Here is a 13,678-nt window from a genome sequence, read left to right on the forward strand (position 1 = left end):
GTGATTGTCAGAAGACACGCTTTTTTGCGCTTGCTTATTTTATTCAAGCGGAGTGTTGACAGATGAAAAGCTTTAATTGATCAGCCACTTCGTTTTGAATTGCTTTGGCACGTGCGACCTCCGTTAGCGAACAGCCAATTGATCGCGTGGGTGCGCGCCGTTTTCGTCTAAACAGGCGGCTTTTATTTAACGACAATGTTCACGATTTTGTTCGGGATCACGATCACCTTGACCACCTGTTGATCGGCGATGAAAGCTTGAACGTGTTCGTCATTAAGGGCTTGCGTCTGCAAATCGTCCTTGGCGGTATCTTTGGCGACTTGCAATTTCGCCCGCAACTTACCATTGACTTGAACGATTACTTCAGTGGTATCATCAACCAATTTACTGGCGTCAAAAGTTGGCCAAGACGCATAAGTCAAACTTTCGTGATGGCCCAACTTCTCCCAGATTTCTTCCATCATATGAGGCGCGATCGGGGCCAACAATTGCACGAAGCCCGCCACATAGTCCGCGAAAAGAACTTTTTCTTTGTAGGCTTCATTAATGAAGACCATCAATTGGGAGATGGCTGTGTTGAAGTGCAGTTGCTCATAGTCGGCGGTGACTTTTTTGACGGTTTGATTGTAAACCTTGTCTAAATGGCCATTGTTCATCATCGTAATGCGGTCGCGTAACTTGTCGTCATCATCGACGAACAAGCGCCAAACCCGATCAAGGAAGCGCCGCGAACCCGCCAAACCTTCTTCGCTCCAAGAAATCGAAGCATCCAACGGTCCCATGAACATTTCGTACAGGCGTAACGTGTCCGCGCCATACTGGTCAACGACCTCATCGGGATTGACCACATTGCCTTTGGACTTGGACATTTTCTCGTGATTATCCCCTAAGATCATGCCCTGATTGAATAATTTCTGGAATGGTTCTGGCGTGGGCACAACACCGAGATCATAAAGGAATTTATGCCAGAAACGGGCGTACAGTAAATGCAAGACCGCATGTTCCGCGCCGCCAATGTACAGATCAACAGGCAACCAGTCCTTCAATTTATCAAAATCCGCCAACGCTTCTTGATTGTGGGGATCGATGTAACGCAAGTAATACCAAGATGATCCCGCCCATTGTGGCATGGTGTTCGTTTCCCGGCGGCCCTTGCGACCATTGGCATCCACCACATTGACCCAATCAGTTAAGTTGGCTAAGGGACTTTCACCGGTGCCTGATGGCTTGATGTTGGTTTCTTTCGGCAAGCGCAAAGGTAGTTCGGCTTCAGGAACCAAGGTTGTTTCCCCGTCTTCCCAATGGATCACTGGGATCGGCTCGCCCCAGTAACGTTGGCGGCTGAACAACCAGTCTCGCAGTTTATAATTGACCTGCTGTTTGCCCACACCTTTTTCCGTTAACCAAGCGATCATCTTGTCAATTGCCGCTTGTTTATCCAAGCCATCCAAAAATCCCGAATTGATATGAACACCATCACCAGTATAAGCGGCCTGGGCCACATCGCCACCCGCGATCACCGGAATGATCGGCAACTGGAACTTGGTCGCGAATTCATAATCGCGTTCATCATGAGCGGGCACCGACATGATTGCGCCGGTGCCATAGCTAGCCAAAACATAATCGGAGATCCAGATCGGTAATTTCTGACCATTGACTGGATTGATCGCGAAGGCGCCGGTGAACGCTCCTGTCTTGTCATGGTTCAGATCTGTCCGTTCCAGATCGCTCTTGTGGCTGATTTCTTCTTGGTAGGCGGCAACCGCGGCCTGAGCAGCCGCCGTGGTGATCTGATCCACCAGTTCATGTTCCGGCGCCATCACGATATAAGTCGCGCCGAACAAAGTATCCGCCCTCGTGGTGAAAACTTTGAAATCAAGATTTGGCTGATCCGCGATCGCAAACGTCACCTCAGCGCCTTCAGAACGACCGATCCAGTTCCGTTGCATATCTTTGATACTTTCGGGCCAATCGACCAGATCCAGATCATTCAACAAGCGCTCCGCGTATGCCGTAATCTTCAACATCCACTGACGCATGGGTTTCCGATAAACCGGAAAGCCACCGCGCTCAGTTTTGCCATCGATCACTTCTTCATTGGCGACGACCGTGCCCAGATCCGGGCTCCAGTTGACCGCAACTTCTGCCTCATATGCCAAGCCTTTTTGATACATTTGTTCAAAGATCCATTGGGTCCACCGATAGAATTCTGGATCAGTGGTATTGACTTCCCGATCCCAATCATAGGAAAAGCCCAAGGAATTGATCTGGCGCTTGAAGTTGGCAATATTCTTGGCAGTGAATTCTTCAGGCTGATGGCCCGTATTCAAAGCGTACTGCTCCGCTGGCAGCCCAAACGCGTCCCAGCCCATCGGATGCAAAACGTTGAAACCTTGCGCCCGTTTCATCCGGGCAATGATATCTGTAGCCGTATAACCCTCGGGATGGCCCACATGGAGTCCCTGGCCAGAAGGATAAGGGAACATATCCAAGGCGTAGAAATTCTTTTTATTAGGATCCTCGGTGGTTTTGAATTGTTGGTTTTCCCGCCAACGTTGCTGCCATTTCTTTTCGACTGTCGTATGATTATACAAAATACGCACTCCTTTTATTCATTTTCCGCAAACAAAAAGCCCTATAAGCCAATTGCTTATAGGACGCGCGACCGTGGTACCACCTAACTTTAGCCGATTTCTGATCGGCCCTCTAACCATTAACGCTGGTCCACGCCTACCGCTACTGTCTTCACGGTAAGTTTCGCAGGTGAGTTCATCGTGATTTGCGATAGGCTCGCACTGACCGCCTACTCGCTGAGCGCAAATTTTCGATTACTAGTCCTGTGACTCGGTATGTTGTTACTGTTTAATATACACCAGAATGACCGCAAAGAGCAAGGTTTGATTGCATTTTTTCGGCGCCTGCTTGGGCGTTGGTGGTTTGCGGATGTGGTGGGGCTCCAGGTCGGGCTGGGGGTGGTGGAACGCTGCGGGCACGACTTGAAGCTTTTCGGAAGTGCACCGAAAATCTTCAAGCTCGGCCTTATTCTAGGCGGCAGAGCCGCCAAGAATAATATCGCGGCTGACTCACCCCCAGCCCGACCTTCCGCCTGACGAACGAACAGCCCACCAACGTCAGAGTGCGGAGCGCAACGGGTTGACTGCGAGCATTAACCTAGCTAAGATTTTGGAGGCTGGGTTGTGCCTCCGGAAGCCTAGCGTAGTTAAGCACAGCAGTCAGTTGCGCGCAGCACGTTTCAAAAATCAGAGTGCGGAACACAACGGGTTGACTTCGAGTATTAACCTAGCTCTTGTTTTGGAAGCGTCCTTTGCTTCCGAAACAAGAGCGTAGTTAAGCGCAGAAGTCAGTTGTGTGGAGCACGTTTCAAACCAGAGTGTGAGCCGACCTGGTCGGCTTCTGAGCATTAGCCTAGCAATTATTTTGGAAGCCGCACTTTGCTTCCGGAACCATTGCGTAGCTAAGCGGAAGAAGCTAGGTCGGCGAACACGTTTCAACGCCAGAGTGCGGAATACAACGGATTGACTTTGACATTACCTTAGCCAGAGTTTTGGAGGCGGGTTTTGTTTCCGGACTTTCGGGATTTGCAATCCTCACTACGTTTGCAAGCGTCCAACGACAGAAACGCTCATCTTTCAAATCAATGACAGCTTGACAGACAAGCTGATCTTAACCAGCTCTTAACCATGTTGGCTGTGCAGATATGCTATAATATCTCTATTAATTTAGAATAAGCAAATAAGAGGAGTCGTAAATAAATGACATCGAAGAAGACTTGGCCGTGGTTGGTCGGCATTTTATACCTAGCTTTCGCTGGGTTCATCTGGGGCGTGGTCACGCAGCAACAATGGATCCACAACTATGATAATTTGATTTATGGCTGGCTGGCGCCCTGGCATCCAGCAGCGAATAACTTTTTTATCGCCTTTACCAAGGTGGGAAATCCGCTGATCATGACGATCCTGACCGCGGTGATCCTGGTGGTGCTGATCTGGGCCAAGCATTGGCGGCTTGGTGTGTTCATTGCCGCCAACAATGGGCTGGGCGCCTTATTGAACCACGTGATCAAAGGCTGGATCCAGCGACCACGACCGACGGATCAATTGATTCGTGAAACTGGCTTTAGTTTCCCCTCAGGTCACTCAACCGCGGCAGTGATGTTTTTTGGTAGTCTGATCGTCATCGGTTATTGTTTGGTCAAATCAAAAAAATGGCGCATCGTGCTCGCCATTTTCGGAGTTTTACTGATTATTCTCTTAGGATTAAGCCGCTTATATGTGCACGTCCACTACCCCAGTGATGTGACAGCGGGCTTTCTGTTCGCCAGCGCCAATCTGATTTTACATTGGCAAGTCGGCCAGCGTTATTATTTAAGCGCTGAATTACCAGCGTGGCGATGAGCGGTCCAAAAATTGACGACAATGGCAATAACCGCCAAAATCACCCCAGTAAGATAAACCCCATGCATCGCTTGGAGTAGGATCCTCCGTAATTGGGGCAAAAGATTGCTTTGAATCTGTGTCGCCGTTTCCGGGTTGATCAATTTATTTAGCATCGACATTTTCAATTGGGGCTGGTCTTGGATCCCGCGAGCAAATAAAGTATTCTGAATAATTCCAAACACAGACATCATCAAGGTTTGGCCGATGGTCCGGGACAAGGTGTTCATCGCGGACGCCACCCCGATCTCGTTTTCGGCAACAACGTTTTGCGCGGTCACCATGGTGGTCGTAATCGCGATTCCAAAGCCGAAACCGAGGAAAGCGGCGACTAACAAGAAGACCGCAAAGCTAGTGCCCATGGGCAGAAAACTAAGAACGCCAATGCCGGCAGTGATCACGAACAAACTGACACTGACAATCCGAGTAGCCGGCTGACTAACTAACAGGCGACCAGCCAAGAAGGAACCGAAGATCCATAGGACCGAGCTGGGCGTTACGGCGAAACCACCCATGGTCGCGGGCAAACCAAGAATGCCTTGCATCCACATGGGAATATAGACTTCAAACCCGATCAACACGCCACTGACCAAAGCGGCGACTAAGTTTTGCCCTAAAAAGAGATTGTTTTTGAATAAAGCCAAGGGAATCAATGGATCCTTGGCTTTTCGTTCGGCCTTCATAAAGAAGAAACCGGCGACAACGGCGAGCACAAGCCACAGCGCGTTGATCCACGGGTTCGTGGTGCCGCCCAGGCCCTGAGCGAATAGCATCAAAGCCAACAAGAGAATACTTAACGTCGCGGAGCCAGCCACGTCGATTGGTTCTTTGGCGGAGCGGCGATCTTCTTGGAAGAAGAAAATCACCAACAACATGGTGATCAGCCCCACAGGGACATTGATGAAGAAGATCCAATGCCACGACAGGTGCTGGACAATATAACCACCCAGCAATGGCGCCACAATCGACGCGATCCCCCAAGCGGAACTATTCAGCCCAAGCACGCGGGCTCTTTTCTCGTAAGGGTAGATGTCGGCGATCATGGTAAAGGTCACGGGTTGGATCGCGCCGGCGCCCAGCCCTTGCAAGGCCCGCGACAAAATCAAGGTCAGCATGCTCTGGGAGAGCCCAGCCATTGAAGACCCAATCAGGAAAATCACCAAGCCGACGAGGAAAACGGGTTTACGGCCAATCCGATCGGCGAGTTTCCCGTAAATCGGCGTGGAGATCGAACTGGTCAACAAATAGATCGAGAAGACCCAGCTCATCATGGAAACGCCGTTCAAACTGCCAATAATCGTTGGCATCGCGGTGGAAACAATTGTCCCCTCGATTGCAGTCATAAAGGTCGCGACAAAAATCGCGATGGTTGCTAAAACAACATTGGTTTCTTTTTTCTTTTTCATACTAACTCCTTTTTTCTACCCTTGCCCTGAAATCTTGACGCCAACCTGCAGCTTCAACCCGCAGTTGGCCGTGATCAACTGCGGCGCTGCGCAATTTTTCGCAAAAAAAGACCCAATTGGAAAAAAACTTTCCAATTGGATCGCCTCTTATCTCGCAACTTCACCATTAAGAGCCGCTTTCAGACCAGCGACGCGGTCTGTGTGCTCCCATGGTAAATCCACATCTGTACGTCCAAAATGCCCATAAACTGCTGTTTGCTTGTAAATTGGGCGTTGTAAATCTAACATTTTAATGATGCCAGCAGGTCGCAGATCGAAATTGGCGTGAACCGCATCAATCAGGGCCTGTTCGCTGTATTGACTAGTTCCGAAGGTTTCAATATTGATCGAAACCGGCTGCGCGACCCCAATCGCGTAAGCCAACTGCACCTCACACTTCCGCGCTAGGCCAGCCGCAACCAGGTTCTTGGCGACATAGCGCGCCGCGTAACTAGCCGAACGATCGACCTTGGTCGCATCCTTACCCGAAAACGCGCCGCCGCCATGGCGGGCGTAACCGCCATAAGTGTCAACGATGATTTTCCGGCCGGTCAACCCAGAATCGCCTTGAGGTCCCCCGATCACGAAACGACCAGTGGGATTGATCAGAAACTTGGTCTGCGCGTCCACTAACTCCACCGGCAAAACCGGACGAATGATCTGTTCCAGCACATCTTGCTTCAATTGAGCCAAGGTGACTTCCGGATCATGTTGAGTGCTTAAAACCACAGTGTCAATTCGTTGAGGCTTGGTGCCAGTCTCGGCATCATACTCAACGGTGACTTGGCACTTCGCGTCAGGTCGTAAGTATGGTAGGCGTCCTTCGTGACGAATCTTGGCCGTTTGCCGCATCAATTGGTGCGCCAACGAAATTGGTAATGGCATCAATTCCGGCGTTTCATCCACGGCAAAACCGAACATCATCCCTTGATCACCAGCGCCGATCTGATCAAGGGGATCCACGCTAGCCGCCGTCCGTTGTTCAATCGCCTCATTGACTCCTTGGGCGATGTCAGGCGACTGTTCATCCAAAGCGACTAAAACGGCGCAGTTATGGCCATCAAAGCCTAGTTCGCCACGATCATAACCTGCTTCAATGATCGTTTTACGGACAATCGCTTGAATGTCAACATATGCCGTCGTTGAAATCTCCCCAACGACTAAAACTAACCCTGTGGTAACGGTTGTTTCACAGGCGACCCGTGCTAACGGGTCTTGAGTTAATAACGCATCCAAGATTGCGTCCGAGATTTGGTCGGCGATTTTATCTGGATGCCCTTCAGAGACAGACTCCGAGGTAAATAAGTGACGATTTTTCATTAGATTGGTTCCCCCTTCTTTAAGGTTACAAGGCAGCTCCACATTGTGTGGATCCCATCGGGAATGCTGTAACTTGCCTATGATAACATATTTATAAACTGAATAAAAGCATCTTTTTGTGGTAAAAGCAGGTGTTATGAAACAAGCCTCAAATTAGTTGCTAGGCTAACGTGCAAAGCCAACCTGCTGTGTTCCGCACTCAAAACGTGTTCGCCGCCCAGCTCCCTGTGCTTAGCTACGCAATTGTTCCAAAAGCAAAGTCCAGTTTTCAAAACAATTGCTAGGCTAATGCTCGGGACCTCCCCGGGTCGGCTCGCACTCTGTTTTTCGTTAGACTCAGTCGTCAATTGCGTAACGCCATATAAATCATAAGAGTTTGCTGGTCAGCGTGAGTGATCAAACGATTATGATAACGTTGAGCGGCTGGAGCGGAGAAATTCGGGGTGAGATCGCCGTGAAATTGGTCTTAGTGGCTTTGCCACTTAGACCAAGGCCTGATTTTGAGACAAGCCGCGGTCTTTGCGGATTGGCTCAAAACAGCGCCCACAGCGAGCTCACCCCGAATTTCGCAGCGCAAGCCGCGGGCAGGCTACTTTTGCTAGCGCCGCGTTTCACCACCCCAAGCCCGACCTGAAGCCTCACCCATACCACATTCTTAACTTGACCACCTCGCAAAAAAACATTACGATAAATCTAACTGTTAAGGAGGTCTCATCATTGAAACGAGCCAAACCACGTCGAACCGATTACTTGCTCCTTCAGATTCTAATTGAAGCCATTCCCCTACTCAGCCTGCCTTTCTTGCTAGCCGGGCACATTAAAATTGCGGTGCCCCGGGATTTCGCCTGGGTGGTCATCTTCAGTTTATTGGTCGTCACGCTGGATCAAGCCAACGATTTCTGGACGGTGCCCCTGTGGCTGACCGATCTTGTCTTGGCAATTCCGGTGGTGGTCCTCCTGATCGAGAAATCCTGGCTGATTGCCTGCCTGCTTTTAATGCAATATATTTTAAAAATCGCCATCAACCCGCAAGTCCTTGAACGAGTTGATCTGCGCCTGGGTCTTTTACTCGAACAGGGGATCATTCCGATTTTTCTCTCGATCGCCTTACTGGACACGATCAACGATTCTGTTTCCACCGGTCAAATCCTGCTGATCAGTGGGTTATATTTGGCCAAAATCGCCTTCAGTGTCCCCTTCGATAGTTTCAGTGACTTTCTCTGGCCCTTTCTAAGTTTGGTACTGATTTTTATTCTGATGGCGCGCGACCTGCTGACCCTCAGCGCGACGATCGGAATCGCGGTCGTGCTTTTAGCCAGCCTCATTGGTTACCCACGGCGCAAAGACTGGCGCCAATTTCCAGCGCTGTTGCTATTCATCATGAGTATCTTGACCAAATTACCCTGAGGATCGCGGATCGACCAGCAATCACACAAATAAGCGCCCGCCTATCGACTTAGGGGGCGCTTATTTTGACTAAACCTCAATGACGGCGCGCTTGTCGCAGCTGGCCAATCAGCAACATGACACCGACCATCACCACCAAATAACAACTGATGACCTTGATACCCATCTGATAAGTAATCTGCGCGTTCCCCAGGGTCACGGCCAGCGAACCCGTCGCGATCCCGACCACTTGCAGATAAAATCCCGGCAAGAGATGGACGATTGTTTTGAAACTTTTTAAGATGGTCACCAAATAGGCTTGGCCAACAAAAACAAAAAACGTCAAAAAGAAAGTTAACAAGTAATTCCCCGTCACTTGTTGCAGCACGAAGCTAGTGATCGCGATCGCCGGAATGATCAGGCCAGCCAAGACGATGCTCTTGCCCAGAATGGTCGCCACATTGGTCAGCGCTGGTTGCCCGGCCTGATAGGCGCTGATTGGATAATTTGTGTGACCAAAACCAGCGAATAAAGCGGCGATCAGGTCAACGATTCCCAGAATCAAGGCTACCCCGAATAACACAATAATGGTCGAAAAGCACAATTTCTCCAATAAAATTTGCCAATAACGCTGGGGCAAGAGTCCATCTAAATTCAATTTGGCCGCATAGGAACTCCGGAAAATCAGCCCGAACACATAGGCGCTGACCAGTACGACTAAGACTGGAAAGACCGTTTCCAGGAAGCGATAGCTAAACAAGATCGTGTTATTGGCGTGGGCCAGATCGACCTCAGGTAAATCAGCCGCCGCCAATGCGTGCCATAACTGTATTTTCTCGTCAGGCGCCGTTAAATTGGCCTTTAACTGTGGAAAAGCCTGATAGTTCTTCAGCGTCAGCCGATAAGCCTGCTGGTAGTCGTGCTTAAGATAGGCTTGCTTGGCCGCATCCAATCTCGTGAGACCGGCGGTTATCGCCTGCCCATCGCCCTTTTCTGCCTGCACCACCGCCAGCGCCTCTTCTAACTGGGGCCGATCGAGCTCACTTTGCTGGAGAAACGGCGAATTTTGATTGGTCGTGTTCAAGAACCAAAAGCCCAATGTTATGACGAAGAGAAAACCAAAAGCCGCCAACAAAAAATAGTTCTTCCGTGTTTGCGTCCACAACAAGGCCAGATAGCTTTTCATGCGCGCTCACCTCGCCGTTCACCATACCAGACCGCGAGCAAGACCAAACAACTATAACCCGTATTAACCAGGATGCCCCCAGGTAAACTGATCTGGGCATTTTTCGTTAGCGCGCGAAATGTGCCGGTGACCACGCCAGTTGGTCCTAAGTAATAAGTCGGCACCAATGGGGTCAAGGCACTGGCTGAAGTCTGGTCGATCAACAAATACGAGCCAATAATCAGGATCAAACTCAAGAAGAGGGTCGCGAAACTATTCCTCGTTAACTGCGCGATCAGCTGCATCGAGGCGCTGATTGCCACAATTAAGGCAATCTGCAAAACAAGGATCTTCGCGAGGACTTGCCATAGTGGCTCCAACCAATATCGATCACGGGAATAAACAAAGATCGGATAGGCAAAACTACCGGCGCCATGCCGAATCGTGCCCACTAGGAAACAAGCGAAATAGAAGATCAGTAAACAGGCAACCCCCATGGTCACAGAAACGCCGGTGCGCAAGAGAACCTTCTGCGCGGCTGGTCGCGGCAACTCCCGTTCAATATCCAGCCGTTTGAAGTAAGGGCTGATCACCAAAGGGGTCAACACAAAAATGATCACCGCCGTCAAAATGACCGGACTATATAACTGGATCGTCCGATATAAAAACGTACTTCCCCGGACTTCATAACCTTCCAGCTCCACGCCTGTCTGCCCCTGCGCTTGTTTTTGGGCCAAGAGTAACATCTTCGCGATTGTATTCGTCATACCCGGAATACTGACGATCTTCGCCAACTGATCTGCTGGCGTATGTTTCTTTTGCCAGGTTAGGAGAGCGATTTGATTGGTTAAATAGGTTTGCTCATCGCCTTTTTTCAGTGCCTTGACCATGGCCTGCAAATATTGGCGTTGCTGCACCAAATTGGTTACCGCCGGCGAATCGGCGCTAGCAATTTGCTTATTCTGTTTGATATAGCCGTTGTAATCCTTGATCCTCAGCTCCGTTTGATTGAGCAGACTGTTGGCCCCAGTCGCATTTCTTTCATTATTCCAATTGAGCAGTGTGATCAACCCAACGAGCAGGATCAGCACCAGATAAAGACTGCGACGTCGGTAGCCTTTTTTGAGTAGGATTTTGACGTAGCTCATCCGCGCTCACCCCAATCCCGCGGCAGTTCCGCTGAGGCAATCAGTTGTTGCTTATCTAGGATATAGAAAGTGTCAGCCACGGATAACAGACTATCGTTTTGATGGGAAGAAAACAAAATCGAGGTGCCCCGCTGTTTGGCCGCCTTCATAAAGCTGATGAATCGCGCTTGACTGTCCAGATCCAGCCCCAGCGTCGGTTCATCCATCAGCCAGTACGGCGTGTTGGCCACATAGTAAAGCGCCAGGACCGTCTTTTGCTTCATCCCCAAGGAATATTTGCGAATCGGTCGGCGGAGGAACGGCCGCATTTCCCAGAAGTCCACCGCTTCCTCAATTAGTCGCGAATTACCTTGCCACTGTTTTGCCACAAATTTCAAATAATCCGCCGCCGTCAAGTTGCCGTCGAACCACTCGCCGGTCTCAAAATAAAACAGATTCTTCTTTTTGGCCAAGGTGGGCAAGCGCTCGTTGGTTTGGTCAGCGGTCAGATATATTTCCCCGCCTTTCAAAGGGAGCAAGCCGGCGATCGTGCGCAATAAAGTCGTCTTGCCTGAGCCGTTGGTGGCCACCAACCCATAAATCTGCTGATCAATGCGCATCTGCCCAGACCGCAGTAAAACATCGTTGCCAAACGCTAAATCGACATCTTTAATAATAATCATTTTTCTGCTCCTCGATGACTCAAGACCCTTTTCCACATGTGTTGTATTTATTTTAACAAATATTCAAAAAAAAAAAAAGGAGATCATGAGAACTTTAATAAAAATGATTTCGCGTGGTTCCGCGCCGAATTTCTGCTGGTCAAAGCCAGCAACAGCCAGCTCCAAACATAAGTAGCCGCCACACGCGACCCATTGACGGTCATCGTGTGGCGGCTATTATCATGTTCAAGGCAGATCAACATTTGGGAATATTAATTTAAGTGAGCGCACGGGCACCTCAGTCAACGGGCAGGCCTGACGCTACGGCCTACCGCAGCAATGACTGGATCAACGGCTGAATCAATGGCTGGGTTGCTGGCCGGCCTACTGCTGCCGCAACTGGCGGTCACGCCGTAGCAAGCGACCCCAGGCGAACAGAAACAACCCGACCACGCCTAACGCCAACGCATAGGCAGCCGTGCCAATGAATTGGCCGCGCTGATTGAACAGCATCGTAAAGAAGTTGCCCGCTTGCACCCCTAAATACCGTTGGACCAGCTGCGAAGCGTAAAAACCAGCAGCGACAAAAGCCCCCAATTCAATGACGGCGAGAATCACGGCCACTAGCCGGGCCCAGCGACTGCGCAATAAGCCCAAGACCACCACCGTGATCGGCAGCAATACCAACAACTTAGCCACTAGCGCCAAGCTTTGCGCGGCATTACCGGTCGCCGCGGCCACTGTTGTTGCCGTTTGACTGGCGATCCCCAAGGCAGCGCCAGCCGTGGTGACCAAACTGTACAAACTAGTGGGCGGCGTTTTGAGAAAACTACTAGCCAAGGTGCCATAAAGCGCCAACAAGCCTGAAAAAAGCAACAAGATTCCGGACACACCCCAATCAAGGCGCTGCTTTTGGCGGCGTGAATGAGGTAGATGTGCCTGCGGTAAATGGTGCTGGCGGCGGCGCTTGGTCTTTTTCTTGGTCACTTTCTTCGTGGTAGTCGTGCGCCGACTGACTTGGTCTGATGACCTGACCGGTGAACTCGGTGCGCTGGACTGTGGTGAAACGTCGTGGTCGGATTGAGCAGCAAGCGCTTGTTGGGTCGACTGGTTTGACCCAGCAACCGGCGCAGGTTCGGCTTCACCAACAGTTGGTGCCGTTGCCGAAGTTAGCTCTGGGCTGGTCCCAAGATCACGCGTTGCTTCGCTGGCCCCAGCGAAATGGGCTTGTTGGCGGCGGGCCACTCGTGATAAAGGTTGGTCGGCGTTAGCACCCTCATTTGGTTTTGTAACTTGGTCCAACGCTAATTGAATACCACAATGAGGACAGAATTTTTCTGACCCGGTCAAACGCACACCACAGTTGGAACAGTAGTGCCGATTTGACTGGGAGCGATCAGCAAGAACCATGTTAATTTACCTCCTTGACCGGGGTTTATCCCCGGATGAAAATCATTAACCCTTATCATAATCATTTTCCAGGCGGAAAGTGCGGATCAAACTTTTTTTGCAAAAAACTTAAAAATTAATCAGACGGCAATCAATTGCAAAACTAAAAGGCGCCTGTAACGTGCAAACTTGCGAAGTCTTTGGTTCCTATCTCGGAAACTAAAGCTTGACCCTGCCGACCAACTTTGCTACAATTCAATGATCAACAAAAGACAATCTGCCACCGGGTAGCGAAGAGTACCGATTCCATCAGGTCATTGAAGGAATCGCTACTCTTTTTTTGTTTTAAAGCGGCGATACGGGGCTTCAAGGAGGAAATAAAAATGTCTTGGCTTTATTTACTTTTAGCAGGGCTCTTCGAAATTTGCTGGGCCACCACAATGAAACTATCCCACGGCTTCAGCCGCCTAGGATTCAGTCTACTGACCCTGGGTGGGATGATCGCCAGCTTTTTCTTTTTAGCGCAAGCGATCAAGCGCTTGCCGATGAGCTTGGCCTATCCGATCTGGACCGGAATTGGCGCCATTGGTTCGATCCTGATCGGTTGGCTACTGTTCAAGGACCAAATCAGTCCCTTGACTTGGCTTTTTATCGGCTTTTTGCTGATCGGGATCGTCGGGATCAAAATGACCAGTTCTAGTTAAGCGGCTGGCGCCGACCAGCCAGGTGG

11 protein-coding genes, 1 riboswitch and 1 other annotated feature are annotated in these 13,678 nt (G+C 50.2%); of the genes, 4 read left to right on the forward strand and 7 right to left on the reverse strand.

All coding sequences use genetic code 11. The features are described 5' to 3' along the window. Positions 1-182: 182 nt before the first annotated feature. Positions 183-2,597 carry a leucine--tRNA ligase gene (gene leuS / locus ACYVSB_RS03695; protein WP_461218504.1) on the reverse strand — a complete coding sequence of 805 codons (2,415 nt, stop codon included), beginning with the start codon at positions 2,595-2,597 and terminating at the stop codon, positions 183-185. A gap of 53 nt (positions 2,598-2,650) precedes the next feature. Beyond that, positions 2,651-2,857, reverse strand: a binding site (T-box leader). A 916-nt stretch (positions 2,858-3,773) separates the two neighbouring features. Here leuS and ACYVSB_RS03700 point away from each other — a divergent pair. Next, positions 3,774-4,415: a phosphatase PAP2 family protein gene (locus ACYVSB_RS03700; protein ID WP_461218466.1), complete on the forward strand. Its 642-nt coding sequence runs from the start codon at positions 3,774-3,776 to the stop codon at positions 4,413-4,415. Here the strand turns inward: ACYVSB_RS03700 and ACYVSB_RS03705 are convergent. Both ACYVSB_RS03705 and metK read right to left on the reverse strand, forming a co-directional pair. Beyond that, positions 4,382-5,860, reverse strand: coding sequence for an MDR family MFS transporter (locus ACYVSB_RS03705; protein ID WP_461218467.1), 1,479 nt, complete (start codon positions 5,858-5,860; stop codon positions 4,382-4,384). The two genes, ACYVSB_RS03700 and ACYVSB_RS03705, sit on opposite strands and share 34 nt — an antisense overlap. Positions 5,861-6,007: 147 nt before the next feature. After that, positions 6,008-7,219, reverse strand: coding sequence for a methionine adenosyltransferase (gene metK / locus ACYVSB_RS03710; protein WP_461218468.1), 1,212 nt, complete (start codon positions 7,217-7,219; stop codon positions 6,008-6,010). Next, a riboswitch (SMK box riboswitch) is annotated at positions 7,217-7,296 on the reverse strand. (Overlaps the previous gene by 3 nt.) A 311-nt stretch (positions 7,297-7,607) precedes the next feature. Between metK and ACYVSB_RS03715 the strand changes: the two genes are divergently transcribed. Both ACYVSB_RS03715 and ACYVSB_RS03720 read left to right on the forward strand, forming a co-directional pair. Further along, entirely contained in the window at positions 7,608-7,853 is a 246-nt protein-coding gene (locus ACYVSB_RS03715; protein ID WP_461218469.1) for a hypothetical protein, read from the forward strand. 83 nt (positions 7,854-7,936) lie between these two features. After that, entirely contained in the window at positions 7,937-8,626 is a 690-nt protein-coding gene (locus ACYVSB_RS03720) for a hypothetical protein (protein WP_461218470.1), read from the forward strand. Between the two features lie 76 nt (positions 8,627-8,702). On the opposite strand, the gene ACYVSB_RS03725 is transcribed toward ACYVSB_RS03720, so the two are convergent. The 4 genes from ACYVSB_RS03725 to ACYVSB_RS03740 form a co-directional block, all read right to left on the reverse strand. Continuing rightward, positions 8,703-9,791, reverse strand: coding sequence for a hypothetical protein (locus tag ACYVSB_RS03725; protein WP_461218471.1), 1,089 nt, complete (start codon positions 9,789-9,791; stop codon positions 8,703-8,705). Further along, positions 9,788-10,918, reverse strand: coding sequence for a hypothetical protein (locus ACYVSB_RS03730; protein ID WP_461218472.1), 1,131 nt, complete (start codon positions 10,916-10,918; stop codon positions 9,788-9,790). Before ACYVSB_RS03730 ends, ACYVSB_RS03725 begins: the two co-directional genes overlap by 4 nt. Further along, positions 10,915-11,580: an ATP-binding cassette domain-containing protein gene (locus ACYVSB_RS03735; protein ID WP_461218473.1), complete on the reverse strand. Its 666-nt coding sequence runs from the start codon at positions 11,578-11,580 to the stop codon at positions 10,915-10,917. Before ACYVSB_RS03735 ends, ACYVSB_RS03730 begins: the two co-directional genes overlap by 4 nt. Before the next feature lie 363 nt (positions 11,581-11,943). After that, the gene (locus ACYVSB_RS03740) at positions 11,944-12,969 is read right to left on the reverse strand and encodes a zinc ribbon domain-containing protein (RefSeq protein ID WP_461218474.1); all 1,026 of its coding nucleotides are present in this window, start codon (positions 12,967-12,969) and stop codon (positions 11,944-11,946) included. Positions 12,970-13,331: 362 nt separating this feature from the next. On the opposite strand from ACYVSB_RS03740, the gene ACYVSB_RS03745 reads away from it, so the two are divergent. Beyond that, entirely contained in the window at positions 13,332-13,652 is a 321-nt protein-coding gene (locus ACYVSB_RS03745) for a DMT family transporter (protein ID WP_125599039.1), read from the forward strand. Positions 13,653-13,678: the final 26 nt, after the last annotated feature.

The sequence above is a fragment of the Lapidilactobacillus salsurivasis genome, from assembly GCF_054785215.1.

Bases quoted from the DNA above. Each gene is read 5' to 3' on its own strand.
- ACYVSB_RS03700 (WP_461218466.1), top strand. From the start codon at position 3,774: ATGACATCGAAGAAGACTTGGCCGTGGTTGGTCGGCATTTTATACCTA.
- ACYVSB_RS03705 (WP_461218467.1), bottom strand. From the start codon at position 5,860: ATGAAAAAGAAAAAAGAAACCAATGTTGTTTTAGCAACCATCGCGATT.
- metK (WP_461218468.1), bottom strand. From the start codon at position 7,219: ATGAAAAATCGTCACTTATTTACCTCGGAGTCTGTCTCTGAAGGGCAT.
- ACYVSB_RS03725 (WP_461218471.1), bottom strand. From the start codon at position 9,791: ATGAAAAGCTATCTGGCCTTGTTGTGGACGCAAACACGGAAGAACTAT.
- ACYVSB_RS03730 (WP_461218472.1), bottom strand. From the start codon at position 10,918: ATGAGCTACGTCAAAATCCTACTCAAAAAAGGCTACCGACGTCGCAGT.
- ACYVSB_RS03735 (WP_461218473.1), bottom strand. From the start codon at position 11,580: ATGATTATTATTAAAGATGTCGATTTAGCGTTTGGCAACGATGTTTTA.
- ACYVSB_RS03740 (WP_461218474.1), bottom strand. From the start codon at position 12,969: ATGGTTCTTGCTGATCGCTCCCAGTCAAATCGGCACTACTGTTCCAAC.
- ACYVSB_RS03745 (WP_125599039.1), top strand. From the start codon at position 13,332: ATGTCTTGGCTTTATTTACTTTTAGCAGGGCTCTTCGAAATTTGCTGG.